This is a genomic window from Pseudoalteromonas sp. NJ631, assembly GCF_000276645.1.
GTDB lineage: Bacteria > Pseudomonadota > Gammaproteobacteria > Enterobacterales > Alteromonadaceae > Pseudoalteromonas > Pseudoalteromonas piscicida.
The window spans coordinates 452,555-471,228 of sequence record NZ_AKXJ01000001.1; the positions used below are offsets into that span (position 1 = coordinate 452,555).

Genomic DNA, 18,674 nt, shown 5'->3' on the forward strand with positions numbered 1-18,674 from the left:
TATCTTTGCAATCTTCCTTTTTGATCCTCAGTTAAACCAGTTAAACTAGCGCTATCTAAGAGTTAGGGGGTGTTATGAAACGAACCAAATTAGTGAATCAATTAACGGAATTACTGAAGCCATTTCAAATTAACGATTACTGTCCAAATGGTCTGCAAGTGGAAGGAAAAGACGAAATCCAAAAAATCGTCACGGGTGTTACCGCAAGCCAAGCTTTGATTGATGCTGCTATTGAACGTGGTGCTGATGCCATTTTGGTTCACCACGGCTATTTTTGGAAAGGGGAAGATCAATGTGTCACTGGCATGAAAAAGCGCCGCCTACAAACCCTGCTTGCCAATGACATCAACTTAATCGCTTACCACCTTCCACTGGATGTTCATCCTGAACTCGGGAATAACGCACAGCTCGCTAAGTTACTTGGGCTTGAATATGAAAGACCACTTGAACCTTGGAATAAAAATAGCGTAGCGGTAAAAGGCAAATTAACGACACCAATGACTGCTGTTGATTTTGCTGCTTTAGTTGAAGAGAAACTCGGTAGAAAGCCGCTCTTAAATGTTGCTGGCGATCATCCAATCAACACCATCGCTTGGTGTACCGGTGGTGGACAAAGCTTTATTGATCTCGCGGCAAGCCAAGGCATTGATGCCTACTTAACGGGTGAAGCATCAGAGCAAACCATTCATTCATCAAACGAACAACAGATCCATTTTATCGCGGCAGGACATCATGCCACAGAGCGTTACGGCGCTAAGGCACTTGGTGAATATTTGGCTGCGCAATATGGTTTGGATGTTGAGTTTATTGATATCGACAACCCGGTTTAATACCACTTTGCTTAATTAAGTGATCTCGCATATGGCTAGAAAAAAGCAGCAACAAAAACCGGCACCGACAGATAAAAACTTTGCAGAACTAACGCACAAGTTTAAAAACAATATCTATGGCACCAATAAAGGCAAAATCAGAGAAGCAGTGCTCAAGCGTGACTTGAGCGCACAAGTTGACTGGTTAACGCAATCAAGTGGCAAACGCATATTAGATGTTGGCGGCGGACAAGGGCAATTGGCGCTCTATTTAGCATCGCTTGGCCACCATGTCACTGTGATTGATATTTCAGAAGAGATGCTTGAACTTGCCAAAACGCGCGCGCATGAAGCCGGACTGAGTGACCAGCTTCATTTTATCCACGCGCCCCTACAAGCGCTCGATACGCTGAACTTAGGACAATTCGACTTAGTATTGTGCCATGCGGTGCTTGAATGGCTAGTTGAGCAACAAAGTGCGCTTATGCTGCTAAAGTCGCAGCTAAGCGAAACTGGCTTGCTTTCGCTAATGTATTTCAACCATGAGGCGCATCTGATGGCCAATATGGTGTACGGTAACTTCGACTATGTGCAAAAAGGCCTTAAGGTAAAACAAAAAGTAGGTCTCAGTCCCAATAAACCAATTAGCCAAACAGATATGGCAACTTGGCTTGATAAAGCAAAACTCAGCGTTATGCAAAAAACCGGTGTTCGCTGTTTTCATGACTACTTAAGGGAGTTGAATAAGGCGGATGAAGGTTTTGATGCTTTGCTCGCCTTAGAGCTTAAATACAATCGTAAAGAGCCCTATGCGTCTCTAGGTCGTTATACCCACTTGATGTTAAAAAAAGCGTAAGTACAGCACTGCTTACGCTTCTTCCGCTCTTAGGGTTAACACCTCAACACCGTCGTCTGTTACCAACACAGTATGCTCCCACTGCGCCGATAGTTTTTTATCTCGGGTTACCACAGTCCAGCCATCTTTTTTGGTTTTAATTTTTGCACTTCCCTGATTGATCATCGGCTCAATGGTAAAGGTCATCCCCGGCTTTAGCGTCATTCCGGTATTTGCTTTGCCATAGTGCAATACATTTGGCGCTTCATGCATCTCTCTACCGATCCCATGACCACAATACTCGCGTACCACAGTGTAACCGGCTTTTTCAGCCACTTGCTGTACAGCCGCACCGATATCCCCAAGTTTTGCTCCAGGTTTAACCATTTTTATCCCAGCCCACATCGCTTGGTAAGTCGTTGCCACTAACTTTTTGGCTGGGAGTAATGCGTCTGGCATCACGTACATTTTGCTGGAGTCGCTGATAAAGCCATTTTTCTCAAGCGTAATATCGATATTTACAATATCCGAAGACTTTAAGATTTGTGATTTACTCGGCACCCCATGGCATACGACCTCATTCACAGAGCTATTAAGAACGAACTGATAACCATATTGACCAAGGCTAGCAGGACGCGCTTTAAGCTCATCAACAATAAAGTTGTGCACTTTGTCATTAATCTCTAGCGTAGAAATTCCGGGCTCAATCCAACTATCAATGTAGTCAAACACCTGCGTAAGCAATCTCCCACTTTCGCGCATCAATTGGATCTCATCAGCGGTTTTAAAGGTAACCTCTTGCATCTCAATTTCCTTTTGGCTGTTGTGACTTCACTCGCGACATCTCTGCCGTAATGATCTCTGTAAACGTGAGTGTTGGATTGCGCTCGGCAAGTCGCCCAATTTTAATCCAGAACTCAGCCTGTGAATTGATTGAGCGCGACATCACAGTGCTCGCTTCACGGATCTCATCGTGTAGTTCATCTGAAATTTTTACGATACCCATTTATATAAACCATATACATATCATATATACTTTATATAATAACGAAGTTGCGGAACAATGCAAAATATAATGCCTATTTGCTTATTGTTTTGAGGCAAAAGATTTGAAGGAAAAAAATGCACCGCCTCGGCGGTGCACTCCGTATTTCAAGCTTATGTCACCCAAGCTTAGGTTGACTCACTAAAAGCTATAGCGCATCCCTAATTGCCAATTGAACGGTTCGCCGTGCATTACATAGCCGTCCCAAGATGAAATACTGTTGTAGTAACTTTCATCCAGTAGATTGTTGAAGTTAAGCGACACACTAAGTTGTTCACTCACTTCATATCTTGCCATTAAATTAAGTAACGCACCGGAAGATTGTGTGATCTTATACGCCTCGCTACCGCCGCCCGGCAATGGCCTTTGTGGTATTGCATAAAAGCTACCTTGCCAATTAATTCCAAGCCCCGCAGTCAAGCCGTCAACAAACTCGCTAAAGTCATAGGTGGTATACAGGTTTATCAGCTCTTTGGGCTGATCTGTTAAAAGCTCTTTACCATCTTTTGATTCAGTTTTGTGTTTTGACAGCCCTAAGCTGATATTCCACTGCTCATTGATAGAACCCGTAAATTCAACTTCAAAGCCTTCTGTCGTATCGCCTTCACCGCGCTGAATATATGGTCTATTGCCCTGCGGAGTTAGATAGCTATCTGGGTAGTTTGGATCGGCAATCGCAAGCCCATTTTCAACATTACGATACACCGCTGCCGTAAAGTTCAACGTGTCATCAAGTAACTCACCTTTTACCCCTAGCTCATAGCTTTCACCTGTGCTTGGGTCGAGCATTTTATCATTGATATCAAAATAGGCTTGTGGCTGGAATGCTTCTGTGTAGCTTGCGTAAACACTATATTGTTCATTAATATCAACCACGAGTCCGGCATAAGGCGTGACTTCTGTATCCACCTTTTCATGATAGCGGTTACGAAGAAACTTACCGTTGTTAGGATCATAAAGGTCAATATCATACTCCCAATTGGTGATCCTAGCGCCAACAATAAGCTTAACATCATCATGCGGGTTAATACGCACGGCCACAAATCCACCATTCGAGTCTGTTACCGTCAAACTATCACGGCCTAAATCTTTAAATGGATAGCGCGGCACGTCACCTGTCCAATCGTGAAAATTTAATCCTTCTAATGAAATCGCGGTTTGGTCTGCTTCATTACCAAATGAGGTACGCTCTCGCTTGAATTGGTTGTAGCTGAAAATAACATCGTGCGTACGACCAAATAGCTCTACTGGGCCTTGGAGTGACAAGTCTATTGTCTTTTGTTCATCTTCGGAGCTACTTATTACAGCACTGTAACCGAATCCATTATCGCTGCTGCCATCAGGGTTGATAGGCCCATCTGGATAGACGAAAAACAGCTGCCCACCTTGCATCTCAATAGTATTGTAAGTCGCAATGGCATGGAGTTGCCAATCGTTTTCAAACGCGTGATCAAGCCCAACAAAATAGGTGTATTCTTCGATTGGCCAGCTACTCCATTTTGCCGTCATCCCAGTGTCACCACGGCGTCCCTGATAGCGACTACCATCAGCGTAAAAGTAAGGTTGAGAGTGGCTATTTATCGCCCCTTTTGAAGCAGTATCAGCATATTCCACACCGAGTCGCAATAAGGTGTAATCGGTCAGATCTGCCTCAACAGTAGAATATATGGAAGTCTTCTCCTGGCTATACCGCTCAATGTAAGAATCTCTTTCATAATGTGCAGCAACAAAGCGGCCGCGAATACTGCCTTCTTGGTTTAACCCGCTCGCCACATCCACCTCTGCGCGGTAATTATCCCAACTACCGGCCGAAACCGCCACACTGCCCTTAAATTCATCGCTTGTTGCACGTTTTCTTACTAAGTTTACGGTCGCAGTTGGGTCACCAACGCCAGTTAATAAACCATTTGCACCACGTACAATCTCCACGCGCTCGTAAGCAACCGCATCCCCATTTACATTTGGTCTTCGGCCACCAGGGAACTGTTGCACACCGTCTATTTGGATTAAATTGACATCACCGCCACGTACAGAAAAACGAGTCCTATCGAGACTGGCTCCACGCTTTGCATAAAAGCCCGTTGCATGTTCCAAGATCTCATCAATGTTAACCGTTTGCCAATCTTGCATCATTTGATTTGTAATAACGGTCACCGCTTGAGGCGTTTCACGCTGTGATAAAATCATTTTTAATGCTGCTTTGTTTGCAGACTCGGTGTAATTTTTTACACTCGTGCCCGTCACATAAATATGCTCAAGCTCTTGAGCCCTGCCATCACCCGCGGCATCAGCAGCTAGCGTATCATCAGCGGCATGTGCATTGCCATGTAGTGAGAACAGCACAAAAGTGGCGCAAAGAGAGAGTTTTAAAGAATTGTTTCGTGTACGTGGAGATGAAGAGCGCATCGTTTTTCCCTAAATTAACTTCATTTTGAAAACGATAGTGATTATCATTTATATTAATAATTCTTTCAAGTCCCTTTTTTAGTGATATGAAGTTATTTTAAGCGCTATTCAAACGTACCAGCGACCAAACCCTTGAGCTTTGCCGTTTACCTTTTGTTTTTACCCTCTGCTATTCGCTCAAAAAGTAGGGAGCCCCTACTTTTCCACCACAGGTAAAGACTCCGCCAGCCACTTATTCATATCACCTTCTAGGTGTTTTAAGGTGTAACCTTTTGGCGCTAGTGCTTTAATGAAGATGCCAGCCCTACGCCCTGAGCGGCAGTACACAACGAGTGGTGTATCAGTCAATTTAGTCAGCTCTTCCTGATGCATTTCAATCTCATTAAAAGGAATGTTTATTGCCCCTTTGATGTGTCCTGCGGCAAACTCATCAGGGCTTCGTACGTCCACTATGGTGTAAGCGTCTGCAGACATTTGATTTACCATCAGCGCTTGCTGTGTGATCGTTTCCGATTGAGCATAGCAAATACTGCTAACAAACCACATAAAGCTAATAATCAGTTTTCTCATTCTTCAGTCTCCTTTTTGTATAATCCATCAAATACTATTTGCCACTCATCAGCCCCTTGCTTACTCTGCCAAACTTGACGTACCGTACCATCTGGATTCGCAGTCCATGTTATCTTATCCGTCACCTTAATACCTGCTGCATTTTTCCTATCCCCTTGTAATACCATTTTCCCTTCATGAAACTCACCATCCAACTGTAACAACAGCCCACTATTATCCACCCAAGTTTGATGCCAACGATGAGTGGAAGCATCATAAATATTTATACTCTCACCACGATACCCAAGTTCAGTGGTATAACTTTCTTTAATAACACAGCCATCATACTCACGGGTAATACGATTATGTCCAGACTCAAGGCCTCCTACGCTCGTTACCGACCAATCTCCAAGCCAAAAATCAAACTGTCTAAATACTTGATCTTCACATTTAGCTAAGCTGCTGCAGCTAAAAAACAAAATACTAATAACAAACCATACCTTCATTTCACTGACTCCTAATAGCCAACCTTGTTAGCTTAGCGGGGATTAACCAAACAGCTAAAGAAATCAGGAAATACTCCGATACAGTTAGAAATAGAGATAACAAGGATAACGTTATGGAAATTCAAACGAAGCCACATCATTTTGCCGACGCACTAAACGCAAACAACGACACATCCACTGCCACAAGTAACTCCACAGAAGAAACGGAAGAAAAACCAGCAAATGAAACCATACTGACTGAGTTTATGGATAAAAAGGCAAAGAAATACAAAGGTAACAACCCTAATTTTAAGCAACAATATGAAATGTTAGAACAGTCTGAAGCCCTAATGAAAGAGCAAATCCAACATTTACAACAGCTTATTAGCGAGTTAAAAAAGACACCTCTGCAGCGGGCCATAAAAGTATCCACAGTAAGTGATATTGATGTCCCAACGACACAAGAAGATACCCTGAGATATGAACATACCGGCGCAAAACAGTACCGTGATAATGAAACAGAAAAAGAAATCGAGATTTTAACCCAACAACTTGATGAGCTTAAATCACAGCATGCTGATATAAAGCAACAGATGATCCAAATGGTACTTGATGAAATGACTAGGCAACGAGATAAAAGGTATGAAGTCTAAATAGTCCTAGCGCGTCTATTACTTTATAACGACTTAACTAAATCAATATTATGCAGATTTCAACAACTAAAATTTAGGTGAATTTTAATTCACTTAGACTACATACCTCAACTTTGTCCTTCAACGCTATTTATAAGTCTCCATAACGTAAAGATTTTTAACAAAAAAGTAAGTGATGTGGCAAAGTTAAAAACCGGACATTTTTTAGAAAAGAAAATCACAAAAAGAGGATAAAAAACCACACCACCTTTCAGCTAAAAAATCACAAATCTAAAACACAAAATATAATCAACAAATAATACAAACTGCAAACATTAGCAAAAAACATTTAATTATTAATATCACCTGCTTTTCAAATACAATACCGCCCCTTTAAATATCAATCATCATCCATGGATTCATTGAGCTTCAATAATGCAGTTAAAAAAACTATCTATTTCTAACCAAATAACGTTAAGTTTCACCTTACTTTTTGTCATTTTCATTGGAGTTGGCTTGATGAGCTACCAAGGAATGAAAGAAGTAAACGCCAATCTGAACGACATAGTCAGAACCAGTATTCCATCGATGGAAACCATCAAAGACATTAAAATTGACTTAGCAACGATACGTAAAGATGAGTTTAGTACTGCATTAAACCCTGAAGACTCAGAGGTACAAAACTGGCTCGCTATATTAAGAGATCTGAAGAAGTCATTAAATGACAAGATAGCATTTTATCAATCATTATCGGTCAGCACAGAAGAAAAAGCGTTATTCGACGCATTTATTAAAGCTTGGCAGCGATACGTCAATGCGACCTATCATTATGAAAGCCTTATCTTAAGTGGCAACGCAAAAGAAGCAAATCGTATTATTTTGGATAGCTACCCCCTGTTTGCCAACGCCATGTCTGAGCTTAGTGAACTGGAAGCACTAAATGATAGCAGTGTTGAAAATTCTGAGCGTTCGGCTATATCAGCCGTTAATAGCACCCTATTTACTTTAGCGATTTCTGGATTACTCGTTGCAATAACCATAGTCATTATTTGTATGCTGTTGAGTAAAGCGATTAAGACACCGCTTGCTTTATCCGTGGATCTTGCGAGTAAAATCTCCCGTGGTGAGCTAAATCATGCGATTACACTTGAAGATACAGGCAAGAATGAGCTCGGTTTATTGACCCAGTCTTTAGAAAAAATGCGTTCACAGTTACACGCCTTAATCACCATGATCAATGACTCAGCCATTCAATTAACTGCAGCAGTAGAAGAAGTAAATGCCATTTCTTACCAAAATGCCCAAGGTATGAATGTACAACAAAATGAGCTGCAATCCGTCGCATCCGCGATGACACAAATGCAAGCGGCAATTAGTGAAGTAGCTAAAAGTACAGAAATGGGCGCTGAGTCAGCAAATCAGGCAAGTGAAAAAGCCAGAGAAGGCAGCGACGCACTCAAATCAAATATTAATCATATTTCAGACGTTGCACAAACAGTCACATCTGCAGGCGAGCTTGCCAATAATCTCGAGAAAAACTCACACAACATTAATGTGGTTGTTGACGTAATCAGAGAGATCGCGGAACAAACGAATCTATTGGCATTAAATGCCGCCATTGAAGCCGCTCGTGCAGGCGCGCAAGGTCGTGGTTTTGCCGTTGTTGCGGATGAAGTTCGCTCACTGGCCCAACGCACCCAAGATTCAACCACGCAAATTGTTGAAATCGTCAACGACCTACAAACCAAGTCGAAGGAAACTGGCGTGGCAACCAAAAGCTGTGAACAAGGTATTGCACTTTGTGTTGAGCAATCGGAAGTCGCTGGCAATATGATCCATCAAATTGAATCTCAAATTGATAGCATCGCAGCCATGAGTACACAGATCGCGTCAGCTTGTCATCAGCAATCAGTGGTTTCAGAGGAGCTGAACAAAAATATCGAGACTATCAATTACTCAGCCGTTGAAATGACCGAAGGTGCCAACCAAACCGCGACGGCGTGTAATGAAATGAGTAAACTTGCCCATGACTTAAAGTCACAAGTCGACAAGTTTACGCTCTAAGATAACCCGACGAAATTAATAGCGCTTAGGTAACGGCTAGGCGCTATATAATTGAGGCACTCTATCATCAGAAAACTATGCTCGGTAACAGACATAGCAAAAGTTAATTGCTGCGCTCACTTCAAAGTTGATTCTACAAATCTCTTAGCCGCTTCATGGCTACTATCTAATTGCAATAGCTGCTGGTAAGTAACACGTGCATTGGTTTTATCTCCTTTAATTAGATACGCCTCAGCAAGACTGTCATAGGTATTCACGCTTTTTGGGTGTGCCGCAACATTCAATTTGAAAAATTCAATCGCGGCGTCGTAATAACCGACATCCAATAATTGATAACCAAAGCGATTTAGTTGGCGCTCACTCAGCCCCTTCCCTGTGCGACCCTGTTGCTGATAGTTTTTAATCGCAACTTCAAGGCCGTCAGATAGAATCGTCGCAAAAAGCAGCCGATTTGGACTTAACTTGGGCGCTGCTACAGCCCTACCTGCAAGGATTTCAAGTATGCCATCAACCATCTGTGTCAATGGTGCACCACCTGTATTATCCAGTAAAATAATAACCGTTTTGTCCTCCAATACTCTTGCAATCTTAGCCCCAAACCCTGGGATTCCACCGGCATGGTGAATCAGCGTTTTAGTTTGACTGGCATCTTCTTTGTTGGTGATTTCCCAGCCAAACCCGTAATTTCTATGTTTAGAGGGGGTAAATAACAATGTCTTGGTCTCAGGCGTTAATAGTTTATCTGTGTATAATGCACGGTCCCACTTATACATATCTAGCACCGTTGAATACATTGCACCCGCGGAAAAAGGCACAGTCATGTCAATAAAATCGGCATGTTTGAACCCCTTTAACGTGGTATCGTAACCACTGGCTAGGCCTTTAATTACCTGCTCATCATCGGCAAATCCAGTTTCTTTCATATCTAACGGTACTAATATTTGCTTTTCAAGTAGTTGCCAGTAACTTTGTCCACTCACAAGCTCAAGGATACGTCCAAGTATAGTGTAACCGGCATTGCTGTAACGAAACGCAGAGCCCGGCTCAAACAACAAGTCTCCTGAGCAGAAATGGTCGATAAACTCATCATGGTTATAAGGGTTGTGACTCTGCACTTGGCGAAATTCGGGGTGTTGAAACACATCAGGTAGGCCTGATGTGTGATTAAGTAATTGTCTTATGGTAATTTGGTCTCCCGTATCCTTTCGGTATTTAGGTAAATAACTGGAAATATTAGCATCAAGCTCAATCTTTCCTTTCTCAACCTGTTGTAATACCAAAAGCGCGGTAAACTGTTTGGTCACTGATGCGAGCTTAAATTTAGTATTGGGCTGATTTGCTATTTGCCACTCTACGTTGGCAAACCCATAACCTTGTTGCAGTAACACCTCAGATCCTCGAGCAACCAAAGCGGCACCATCAAACTCTTTAATTTGGTGATACTGCGCGATATAGTCATCTAGTTGTTTTTGCAGTTGAGTCGTCGCCTGAGCAGGCATAGAAAACAAGCATAAAAATAACAGTAAATGGGGTAATGCTTTCATGGAAATCCTTGTTTATTGTTATGACGAGTCTTACTCTACGTATCTAATGTTGGCTTGCCAGTGTGCTTTGGTGACATTGCGTGACAGAACAATTAAAAGCTTTTAAATCAATAAAATAAAAAATACAGGATTGATGACTTGCAGTATCAGTTGAATCAAAAATGGGACTTTAATGTGTCTTCTCGTACCATCAGTCATCGCGATGTGTCTCATGTACTGACACCGCTCGCGCATAGATTGTTGCTGAACCTGATTGAGCATGCACCTCACCTTGTGAGCCACCAGCAATTAGAACAACAAGTTTGGCTTGGTCGAGTCGTGACTCATGATGCGATTAAAAAACAAATAGCAAGGCTACGAAAGCTCCTTGAAGATGATGCCAATAAACCAGAATATATCGTGTCTGAACGCAGCTTCGGATACCGCTTTAGCGCAACCGTTAATAAGATAAATCATGAAGCGCAAGCGCCAGCAGTAAAACGATTTACTACTCTAGCCGGCGGAAGTATCGGCTTAATTCTGGTGTCTGCAATCTGTATATATCACTCCCCTTTTACCTCACCATTTTCTCCAACAAGTTCGGATACAGCATTGAGCATCGCCCAGCAACACTTTACCCAACAAACTTTAGAAGATAATTTGCGGGCGATAGCGCTGTATCAGCAAAGCATCACAACATCACAAAATGTAGATGAGAATTATAAGGGCTTGAGTCGGGCATTATTGAGCGACTACAACTTATATAATCAGGTTGCAGACGCGCTGACGAAAAGCCGGATCAATACAGAAAAAGCGCTGGACTTAACACCTGATAGTCCATCAGCAAATCTGCTTTTGGCTCAAGCACAGACGCTTCAAGGGCATTACCATCAAGCACAAAAACTTCTAAATGACACCATAGCAAATACACCTAATTGGCCTTTGTTAAAGTCACACCTAGCCGAGACCTATCTCTTGCAAGGCAATACCATTGATGCATACCCGCTAGCACGCCAAGCTTATGAGGCTTCTCCCACCGAACCCAAGGTAGTTGCTAGCTACCTCCACTGCCTGCGCAAAATGTATATGGCCAACTGGTTTAGCAAGGTACTTGTCAACGCCAGCCCTGAAGTAAAGGGATCTCCTAGGATACAACTAGAACACGTCCAGTTTTTGCAGCAACAAGCGCGGCACGAACAAGCCATCCAACAACTTAACTTATTAGCCAAAGCCGCACCAAATTCCCAGACATTAAACTGGTTCACAGCCCTTTCTTATCTAAGTAACAATCATCATGATAAAGCGACCGATGTTTTAGCGCTGACTGTTGAAAAGCACGGTAAATACGCATTATTCAGTCAATTATACTTGTCACTCCTCACTGCTAAGCATCAATCAATAAGTAAATACACCAATGATATTGCCAACCAGATAAAGGCCGGCAACCAAGACCCTGAATTAGTCTTTAGCCTCGGTCTCATCAGCCTTTACCATCAGCAAAATGACAAGGCTCAGGACTATTTCAAACAGGCTATTCAACTGGGATTTAGTGACGAGTTTAGGTTGAAAGCATTACCCTTCAATATCACGGCAGCTCAAGCTCATTTTTTAGATAGCATTGTTGAGCAGCTTACTCTGACTAACTTAAAGAAAAGAATAAAGCGCACACCAAAGTAGTCACTGTGCGCTGTATACCAATAGATTAATTGGCAGGTCTTAGCATTTCGATGACCTGAGCATCAACCCAAAAAATATCAGCATCTCGTGAAGGTGTGGTACGGTTAAAGAACAAATATTTACCATCGGGCGTGACACTCGCTGACGCCTCCCGCGCACTGGTATTCACTTTGTCTCCCAAATTAATCGCTTCGCCCCAACTACCGTCTTTCAAGCGGAAGCTAATATAAAGATCCGAGTTACCAAACCCTGAATCTCGAACCCCGTCCCATATAATGTAAGAATCATCGGGCGCGATAAACGGATGTGCATTATAAAGGCCAGTGTTAATTTCAGGACCTAATTTAACCGGTCGTTGGCGCTGACCGTTTTTCACCTCAGAGATCCTAATAACATCGCCACTTTTATAATCGTCAAACACATACGTACCACTCGCAGATGCACTTAACCGCATGATCCCCCAACTTTCTTTATCAAACATAGGGCCTAGACTTTTGGCTTCAGACCAGCTCCCCTCTCGACGTGTCATAACATATTTACCCATATGCATGGTCACGCCATCTGGTGCTAATAATGGCCTGCCAACTCTTGGACCAACAACCGTATCATGCCACTGTTCACCTCGCTGCTCGTATGCAATTAAACTCCAACGGTTCACGTTCAGATCCTTTCGCGTAAAATAAAAGGTTTTCATGTCCGGGGAGAAAAACGCATTGTGATCTCTGTGCTCTGTTGACACCGTGCCAAGCGCAAATACTTGAGGTGTGTCCCCAGGAGGTGTTTGGCCAAGATAAGGACCGGATCTAAGCTGCGCGAAACTCTTAGCAGACATTGATATCATCAACAGCGCTAAACCAATGTTTATTTTCATTTTTATTACTCACTTTCTTCGGTTAGAGATTATTTTTTTGAGAGTGGGTAAGGTAACAATTTCAGCAAAATTCTCTTGAATTTCTGATGATTTATTAATGACCTTTATCTGATTTCTACCGTTTTCCTTTGCGTTTAAGCTCTTCTAACCGCTCTCGCTCCGCCAAAATCATCTTTAACATCTGGATGCGAAGCTCCGCTTCTTGCTGTTTAAATTCAGAGAGCTGCTCTTCAAGCACTTCCACTTCATCCACTTTTGTTTGGTCACGGTACTTTTTACTGCCTACGTGTTCGATTAAAGCTTGCTGCTCATCATTAGTCGCGTCAGGGTGTTGTTCGACCCGTAAAAAGCGCTGCTCTTGGGATTGCATCAGTTTATTAATTCTTTCTTGGAGTTTACGAATTTGCGCTTGAATAAGGTCCATTGCCTTTTCTAAGTTTTCATAATCCTCTTTAAATACAGGGTTATCTTCCTTATAACCAGCCGCTTCGTCATCGAGTTCTTTGGAAAGCATCGCGGGTACCTCTTGCTTTTCCTCCACACCGCTTTGGGATTGCGATTCTAACTGGTTGGAAGCAGCTTGAGCCGAGCCCTGTGATTTCAACTCAGCTAGTTGCTTTAACGGTGATAAGCCACCTTGATGTATTTGAATATCCATTTTCACTCCTTGGGATAGACACTGTTTGTTATACATATCGGAAAAGCTGGAAAAAACTTAATTAAATTTATGTTGTGCGTTCCTAATTTCGTTTCCGCTGTCTTCAAACTGACATCAACTCGCGACCAATTTGTCATAAATACCAGCAAAAATACTCGATAAGCTAACTCGGCTAGGAAGTATGTTGGTATAGCCTCTTTTTTTCGCGGGAGCGTTATGGAAAACAAGCAAATTGCAGTGGTAACTGGTGCCTTTGGTGGGATTGGTTCTGCTATTACGAAAACACTCATTGAAAAAGATTTTTTTGTTATAGCGATAGCAAGCGAAAGGCGTAATGAGGCCGACTTTGATCTCTGGCTTAACACGCTACAAATAAATCCAGCTGCAGTAAAACCTTTATTCTTGGATGTGACTAACGCTGAGCAATGCCACGCAGCGATGACTCAGGTCCTACAAGAATTTGGTAATATCGATTTACTCGTAAACAACGCCGGGATCACACGCGACTCAGCGTTTAAAAAAATGACCCACGCGCAATGGAGCGAGGTGATCAACACCAATTTAAATTCCCTCTTTAATATGACCAACCCGGTCTTTGCGGCAATGTGCGCAAATAAGCAAGGTCGTATCGTTAATATCTCGAGCGTAAATGGCCTAAAAGGTCAGTTTGGGCAGGCTAATTATTCCGCCGCAAAAGCAGGCATGATTGGTTTTACCAAAGCGCTGGCCTATGAGGGTGCGAGAAGCGGTGTCACCGTCAATGCAGTAGCACCAGGCTACACAGAAACGCCTATGGTGAGCGCCATGCGTGAAGACGTATTAAATAGCATAAAAGCACAAGTACCGATGCAGCGTTTAGCCACGCCTGACGAAGTTGCAGCTGCAGTTGCTTACTTAGCATCAAAAGCAGCCGGTTACATTACTGGCGAAACCCTGTCGCTCAATGGCGGCCTATACATGCAATAACCTAAGTACCACTGAGGGAGCGAGCTGTACCTGATGTTCGGTGGTGCCAACTATTCACTATCATCCATTGTGTTAACTTAATCGATAACAAGGAAAAGACCATGTACAGCGATTTATTCAAAACATTCAACGAACAAACTGAGCAATTCTTTGCACCAGCGGTACAGTTTAACCAAATCGTGGCAAAAAACATCGAAGCACTATCTAAAATTCAGCTGCACTCGGCTGAACAGATCACTAAAACATCCATTGAGCAGCTAAAGCAAGCGACTGAAATCAAAGATGCAAAATCTATGATGGATTTTAACGCAAGTCAGTTGAACGCGTTAAACGCACTAAGCCAACAGATGATCCAAGATGGTCAAAAGCTTTCTCAGTTAGGTCAAGAATTTAAAGACAGCTTAGAATCTCTTGGTAAAGAAACGCTAAAAACAGCGAAAGCGCAATAACCTGCAATTTTGGGCGGCTTAGGTCGCCTTACCCGTTCAAACAACACAAAGGATCTACCTGTATGGGCACTCAAGAAAATATTGAGCAAGGGTTAACTGCGTGGTGGCAATATAACCAAGAATTGTGGCAGCTCGCAGCGACAAATTTTGGTAAAGCGAATCCATTACAAAATGCATTAAATGAGCAAAACCAAGCCGACTTACAAAGTTGGCTCAGTGCACTCAATCAGCAACCAGAAACCTTTATTAAGCAGCAAAATGCGTGGTGGCAAACTCAGTTTGCAATTTTTCAAAACAGTTTTATGCCACAAACTACCGATGAGAAAGAAGACATTATTAGCCCTGAGCGTGGAGACAAACGCTTTATAGACCCAGATTGGCAAGAAAATCCTTGGTTTAACTACCTTAAACAAAGCTATCTTTGGTTTGGACAATCACTACAAAACACCATTGAAAATACCCCAGGTCTCGACCCAAAACTTAAAGAGCGATTAGCGTTTTTTGCAAGACAATCCGTTAATTCAGTATCACCGAGCAACTTTGTTTCAACCAACCCTGAATTACTCAAGCTGACGCTAGAAAGTAACGGGCAGAACCTATTCGATGGACTGGCGCGCTTAAAAAAAGATTTAGCCAAAAGCACTGAAATGCTCCGAGTCAGCATGACCAATGAAAATGCGTATACACTTGGAGAAGACCTAGCTTGTACACCGGGAAGAGTGGTATTCCAAAACCACTTGTTTGAATTGATCCAATATCATCCGACTACGGAGCAAGTACACAAGACTCCCCTGCTTATCGTGCCGCCATTTGTTAATAAATACTATATTTTGGACTTGAGAGCAGATAACTCGATGGTTAAATGGGCACTTGAACAAGGGTATACCGTGCTAATGATGTCATGGAAAAACCCAGATCCAAGCATGGCAAATATTGCGTTTGACGACTATGTCGTCGACGGTGTGTTATGTGCTTTAGAGCAAACAGAAAAACAAACAGGCGAAACGCAAATCCATACTGTGGGTTATTGTATCGGCGGTACTCTACTCACCACATGTATGGCCTATATTGCTGCTAAACGCATCAAACAAAGAGTAAAAAGTGCAACCTTGCTGACCACAATTTTAGATTTCTCGCAGCCAGGTGAACTTGGCGCATTTATCAATGAGCCCACCATTAATGCGCTAGAACAGTATAATAATCAAAATGGCGTGATGTCAGGGCATCTGCTCGGTACTTCTTTTAGTATGCTGAGAGAAAACAGCTTGTATTGGAATTACTTCGTTAATAACTACCTCAAAGGCAAAGCGCCCGCCGACTTAGATTTACTCTACTGGAATAGTGATAGTACAAATCTAACAGCGGCCTGCCACAACTTTATTTTACGAGACTTATATCTCAATAATCAGCTTATTGAAGACAAGTCTGTCAGTATTCGTGGCACTAAAATTGACCTCAGTAAAGTAAAGCAACCTGTCTACTTTCTCTCTACCCGTGACGATCATATTGCGCTGTGGCAAGGCACTTTTGAGGGGGCTAAAAAGCTCAGCAGCCCGCTCACCTTTGTGCTCGGTGAGTCTGGTCATATTGCTGGTGTGGTTAACCCGCCAAATGCAAACAAATATGGTTATTGGTTTGATGGACAAGACCAAGAAAACCCCGCTGAGTGGCTGGCCTCGGCAAAGCATGAAAGCGGGTCATGGTGGTCCCATTGGGCACAGTGGTTACATCAAATAAACCCAGAGCAAGTCCCAGCTCGTGCTGCACAAAGTGATGAACAACCGGGGATTTACGATGCCCCCGGAGAATACGTCAAACAGAGTATTTAAGAAACTTACAATCAAATCAATTAGAGGCAAGAAATCTTGCTTCTAATATTTCCCGTTATTGACACATTCTATACATTCGGTCAGTCTAGGACGCAAAAATATAGGGAAATAACATGATTGGATTTCTTATACTTGTTGCGGCGTTCGTAGCCTTTGTTGGCGTATTACAATATCAAAAAGTAAAAACGACGGCACGTAGACGTAGTTTTATTCAAGATTACAACCTCACACATTTAAGGCCCAAACTCAGCCACCATTACCCTGAGCTTACCAATGAGCAACTGACACAGGTTGAGCTAGGCCTTAAGCAGTTTTTTCACGCGAACTTATTGCTCGAAGATCAATCCTTGGCTATGCCCTCTCAGGTTGTCGATGCGCTGTGGCATGAATTTATTTTACACACACAAGAGTATCATTCCTTTTGCTACCAGGCTTTTGACCGTTTCTTACACCATTGTCCATCTGAGGCAATGAAAGGGAAAAACAAAGCTCAACTCAGTTTGCGTAAAACATGGAGAGCCTGCTGTAGCATCGAAGGAATATCTCCGCGCAGGCCAGCTGCTTTACCTATATTATTCGCACTGGATGCCTTACTTAACATCCCAAATGGCTATTACTACTCGGCAACTGATTTTCGAGAGCCCATTGCCAAAGGCGACTCCAGCAGCACAACCTATGCCGGGCACATCGGGTGTACGTCAATGGACAGTGGCGACAGCAGCACTTCCTCAAGCTCTTCAAACTCAAGTTGCAGTAGTGGTTCAAGTTGCGGTAGCGGCTGTAGTAGTTAAACACAAAGTATTTCTAGGATGCGGCCTTTTACATTCGTTAACGTTAAGGCCTTATATTGGCGCCAAAGATTAGCTACTATTTGTACCGGTTTAACTAGTTTTCTTTTGGTGATCCGGTGCCTATTTTCAACAAACATTACAGCCTGCTATTTTCAGCCTTACTGATGTCGGGATGCCACCAGCTGGGCGAAGGTCAATCTTTGTGGAGAATCGCCTCAGAAGGCATCATTTTTGATGGGCAGCTGCAAACGCACCTGTCAGCTCCCTCAATTCAATGTGAACAATGTGAAATCAAACGTCAGACCGATATGCGCCCTTCCGGTCCTGCGGATTACACATTGGTGTCGGAAAACCACAAACTCAAAGCGATTTGGGGTAAAAGTAGCAATGCCGCTTTATATATTCCAAATAACGCAGGAAGAACCTTAATAAACTTGGCTCCGGATACAGAAACTGGTGTCTGGATAATGGATTTAGATAGCACACCAAAACCGCTCAAGGTGGGTAAGGTGAATTATGTGATGCTTGGCGCTGACACTTACCAAGTAGTGATCAGCCCAAATTCACAGCGCACAAACTTCGAGTACGCCGTACTTGTGAAATAGCTTTTATTGCGCTTCTAAAATCGTTACTGAGTCCGGTTTGAGCCTAACTAGATTCATTCCCTCAGTGACTTTGCTTGCATCAAACACTTCACCGTTTTCATGTGCTCTATGAGCCAAATAACGCTTCGTTTTCTCAATGTCTAACTCGAACTGCTCAAGTATTCCAGTCGCATAGGCTTGCTTTCCAATGGCAGACATTGGAAAAACCATATCGCCATCCCGTACCTTTACATTTATTTCCTCGCCGTTATCTACTTTCAGTGTCATCCAACAACCGCGTTTTTTACACACCTTGACCACTTCACCCGACAGCGTGATCTGACTCCCCACAAACTGCTCAGTATTTTTCAATACGTCTTTGCCCGCAACGAGCTTACTCATGTCTGCACCACCGCCAAACTGAGTATCACTTGCATAAGATATAGTGCTAAGCAATGCCAACATCAGCAGCAACCTATTTTGTAATTTCATAAAACCTCC

At 42.8% G+C, this 18,674-nt stretch carries 19 protein-coding genes; 10 read left to right on the forward strand and 9 right to left on the reverse strand.

Translation table 11 applies throughout. The annotated features are described in order from the left end of the window. Positions 1 to 74: 74 nt before the first annotated feature. Both A587_RS0102165 and A587_RS0102170 read left to right on the forward strand, forming a co-directional pair. Positions 75 to 830 (forward strand): Nif3-like dinuclear metal center hexameric protein, encoded by a 756-nt coding sequence (locus A587_RS0102165; protein WP_017216247.1) that lies wholly within the window; start codon positions 75 to 77, stop codon positions 828 to 830. A gap of 31 nt (positions 831 to 861) precedes the next feature. Continuing rightward, the gene (locus A587_RS0102170) at positions 862 to 1,665 is read left to right on the forward strand and encodes a methyltransferase domain-containing protein (protein WP_017216248.1); all 804 of its coding nucleotides are present in this window, start codon (positions 862 to 864) and stop codon (positions 1,663 to 1,665) included. A gap of 12 nt (positions 1,666 to 1,677) precedes the next feature. On the opposite strand, the gene map is transcribed toward A587_RS0102170, so the two are convergent. The 5 genes from map to A587_RS0102195 form a co-directional block, all read right to left on the reverse strand. Next, a complete protein-coding gene (gene map, locus A587_RS0102175) occupies positions 1,678 to 2,448 on the reverse strand; it encodes a type I methionyl aminopeptidase (RefSeq protein WP_017216249.1) in 771 nt (256 codons plus the stop codon). A gap of 1 nt (position 2,449) precedes the next feature. After that, positions 2,450 to 2,650, reverse strand: coding sequence for a ParD-like family protein (locus tag A587_RS0102180; RefSeq protein WP_010375827.1), 201 nt, complete (start codon positions 2,648 to 2,650; stop codon positions 2,450 to 2,452). 180 nt (positions 2,651 to 2,830) lie between these two features. After that, positions 2,831 to 5,095: a TonB-dependent siderophore receptor gene (locus A587_RS0102185; RefSeq protein ID WP_017216250.1), complete on the reverse strand. Its 2,265-nt coding sequence runs from the start codon at positions 5,093 to 5,095 to the stop codon at positions 2,831 to 2,833. 195 nt (positions 5,096 to 5,290) lie between these two features. Further along, a complete protein-coding gene (locus A587_RS0102190) occupies positions 5,291 to 5,665 on the reverse strand; it encodes a rhodanese-like domain-containing protein (RefSeq protein WP_017216251.1) in 375 nt (124 codons plus the stop codon). Next, positions 5,662 to 6,150, reverse strand: a complete 489-nt coding sequence (locus A587_RS0102195) for a hypothetical protein (RefSeq protein ID WP_017216252.1) — start codon at positions 6,148 to 6,150, stop codon at positions 5,662 to 5,664. The genes A587_RS0102190 and A587_RS0102195 overlap by 4 nt, the downstream gene beginning before the upstream one ends. A gap of 113 nt (positions 6,151 to 6,263) precedes the next feature. Between A587_RS0102195 and A587_RS0102200 the strand changes: the two genes are divergently transcribed. Continuing rightward, complete coding sequence (locus A587_RS0102200; RefSeq protein WP_017216253.1) at positions 6,264 to 6,782, forward strand: hypothetical protein; 519 nt, start codon at positions 6,264 to 6,266, stop codon at positions 6,780 to 6,782. A gap of 414 nt (positions 6,783 to 7,196) precedes the next feature. Further along, on the forward strand, positions 7,197 to 8,825 hold the full coding sequence (locus A587_RS0102205; protein ID WP_017216254.1) for a methyl-accepting chemotaxis protein: 1,629 nt from the start codon (positions 7,197 to 7,199) through the stop codon (positions 8,823 to 8,825). A 116-nt stretch (positions 8,826 to 8,941) separates the two neighbouring features. Here the strand turns inward: A587_RS0102205 and A587_RS0102210 are convergent, their stop codons facing one another. Further along, entirely contained in the window at positions 8,942 to 10,369 is a 1,428-nt protein-coding gene (locus tag A587_RS0102210; RefSeq protein ID WP_017216255.1) for a serine hydrolase, read from the reverse strand. Positions 10,370 to 10,507: 138 nt separating this feature from the next. On the opposite strand from A587_RS0102210, the gene A587_RS0102215 reads away from it, so the two are divergent. Beyond that, complete coding sequence (locus A587_RS0102215; protein ID WP_017216256.1) at positions 10,508 to 12,025, forward strand: winged helix-turn-helix domain-containing protein; 1,518 nt, start codon at positions 10,508 to 10,510, stop codon at positions 12,023 to 12,025. A gap of 25 nt (positions 12,026 to 12,050) precedes the next feature. Here A587_RS0102215 and A587_RS0102220 read toward each other — a convergent pair whose 3' ends face one another. Together A587_RS0102220 and A587_RS0102225 are read right to left on the reverse strand one after the other, a co-directional pair. Further along, a complete protein-coding gene (locus tag A587_RS0102220; RefSeq protein ID WP_017216257.1) occupies positions 12,051 to 12,896 on the reverse strand; it encodes a PD40 domain-containing protein in 846 nt (281 codons plus the stop codon). Positions 12,897 to 13,011: 115 nt separating this feature from the next. Then, a complete protein-coding gene (locus A587_RS0102225; protein WP_017216258.1) occupies positions 13,012 to 13,554 on the reverse strand; it encodes a hypothetical protein in 543 nt (180 codons plus the stop codon). A gap of 216 nt (positions 13,555 to 13,770) precedes the next feature. Between A587_RS0102225 and A587_RS0102230 the strand changes: the two genes are divergently transcribed. The 5 genes from A587_RS0102230 to A587_RS0102250 all read left to right on the forward strand — a co-directional run bounded on the left by A587_RS0102230 (position 13,771) and on the right by A587_RS0102250 (position 18,194). After that, on the forward strand, positions 13,771 to 14,520 hold the full coding sequence (locus A587_RS0102230) for an SDR family oxidoreductase (protein ID WP_017216259.1): 750 nt from the start codon (positions 13,771 to 13,773) through the stop codon (positions 14,518 to 14,520). Between the two features lie 101 nt (positions 14,521 to 14,621). Continuing rightward, complete coding sequence (locus A587_RS0102235; RefSeq protein ID WP_017216260.1) at positions 14,622 to 14,969, forward strand: phasin family protein; 348 nt, start codon at positions 14,622 to 14,624, stop codon at positions 14,967 to 14,969. Positions 14,970 to 15,031: 62 nt separating this feature from the next. Continuing rightward, positions 15,032 to 16,798, forward strand: a complete 1,767-nt coding sequence (phaC, locus tag A587_RS0102240) for a class I poly(R)-hydroxyalkanoic acid synthase (RefSeq protein WP_017216261.1) — start codon at positions 15,032 to 15,034, stop codon at positions 16,796 to 16,798. Positions 16,799 to 16,911: 113 nt separating this feature from the next. After that, the gene (locus tag A587_RS0102245; protein ID WP_017216262.1) at positions 16,912 to 17,589 is read left to right on the forward strand and encodes a glycine-rich domain-containing protein; all 678 of its coding nucleotides are present in this window, start codon (positions 16,912 to 16,914) and stop codon (positions 17,587 to 17,589) included. Positions 17,590 to 17,705: 116 nt separating this feature from the next. Continuing rightward, entirely contained in the window at positions 17,706 to 18,194 is a 489-nt protein-coding gene (locus A587_RS0102250) for a hypothetical protein (protein ID WP_017216263.1), read from the forward strand. Positions 18,195 to 18,197: 3 nt separating this feature from the next. Here the strand turns inward: A587_RS0102250 and A587_RS0102255 are convergent, their stop codons facing one another. Beyond that, positions 18,198 to 18,665, reverse strand: a complete 468-nt coding sequence (locus tag A587_RS0102255; RefSeq protein WP_010375863.1) for a DUF4920 domain-containing protein — start codon at positions 18,663 to 18,665, stop codon at positions 18,198 to 18,200. Positions 18,666 to 18,674: the final 9 nt, after the last annotated feature.

Coding starts and splice junctions, on each gene's coding strand:
- A587_RS0102245 (WP_017216262.1), top strand. CDS start 16,912: ATGATTGGATTTCTTATACTTGTTGCGGCGTTCGTAGCCTTTGTTGGC.
- A587_RS0102225 (WP_017216258.1), bottom strand. CDS start 13,554: ATGGATATTCAAATACATCAAGGTGGCTTATCACCGTTAAAGCAACTA.
- phaC (WP_017216261.1), top strand. CDS start 15,032: ATGGGCACTCAAGAAAATATTGAGCAAGGGTTAACTGCGTGGTGGCAA.
- A587_RS0102230 (WP_017216259.1), top strand. CDS start 13,771: ATGGAAAACAAGCAAATTGCAGTGGTAACTGGTGCCTTTGGTGGGATT.
- A587_RS0102170 (WP_017216248.1), top strand. CDS start 862: ATGGCTAGAAAAAAGCAGCAACAAAAACCGGCACCGACAGATAAAAAC.
- A587_RS0102165 (WP_017216247.1), top strand. CDS start 75: ATGAAACGAACCAAATTAGTGAATCAATTAACGGAATTACTGAAGCCA.
- A587_RS0102195 (WP_017216252.1), bottom strand. CDS start 6,150: ATGAAGGTATGGTTTGTTATTAGTATTTTGTTTTTTAGCTGCAGCAGC.
- A587_RS0102220 (WP_017216257.1), bottom strand. CDS start 12,896: ATGAAAATAAACATTGGTTTAGCGCTGTTGATGATATCAATGTCTGCT.
- A587_RS0102205 (WP_017216254.1), top strand. CDS start 7,197: ATGCAGTTAAAAAAACTATCTATTTCTAACCAAATAACGTTAAGTTTC.
- map (WP_017216249.1), bottom strand. CDS start 2,448: ATGCAAGAGGTTACCTTTAAAACCGCTGATGAGATCCAATTGATGCGC.
- A587_RS0102180 (WP_010375827.1), bottom strand. CDS start 2,650: ATGGGTATCGTAAAAATTTCAGATGAACTACACGATGAGATCCGTGAA.
- A587_RS0102210 (WP_017216255.1), bottom strand. CDS start 10,369: ATGAAAGCATTACCCCATTTACTGTTATTTTTATGCTTGTTTTCTATG.
- A587_RS0102200 (WP_017216253.1), top strand. CDS start 6,264: ATGGAAATTCAAACGAAGCCACATCATTTTGCCGACGCACTAAACGCA.
- A587_RS0102190 (WP_017216251.1), bottom strand. CDS start 5,665: ATGAGAAAACTGATTATTAGCTTTATGTGGTTTGTTAGCAGTATTTGC.
- A587_RS0102255 (WP_010375863.1), bottom strand. CDS start 18,665: ATGAAATTACAAAATAGGTTGCTGCTGATGTTGGCATTGCTTAGCACT.
- A587_RS0102185 (WP_017216250.1), bottom strand. CDS start 5,095: ATGCGCTCTTCATCTCCACGTACACGAAACAATTCTTTAAAACTCTCT.
- A587_RS0102235 (WP_017216260.1), top strand. CDS start 14,622: ATGTACAGCGATTTATTCAAAACATTCAACGAACAAACTGAGCAATTC.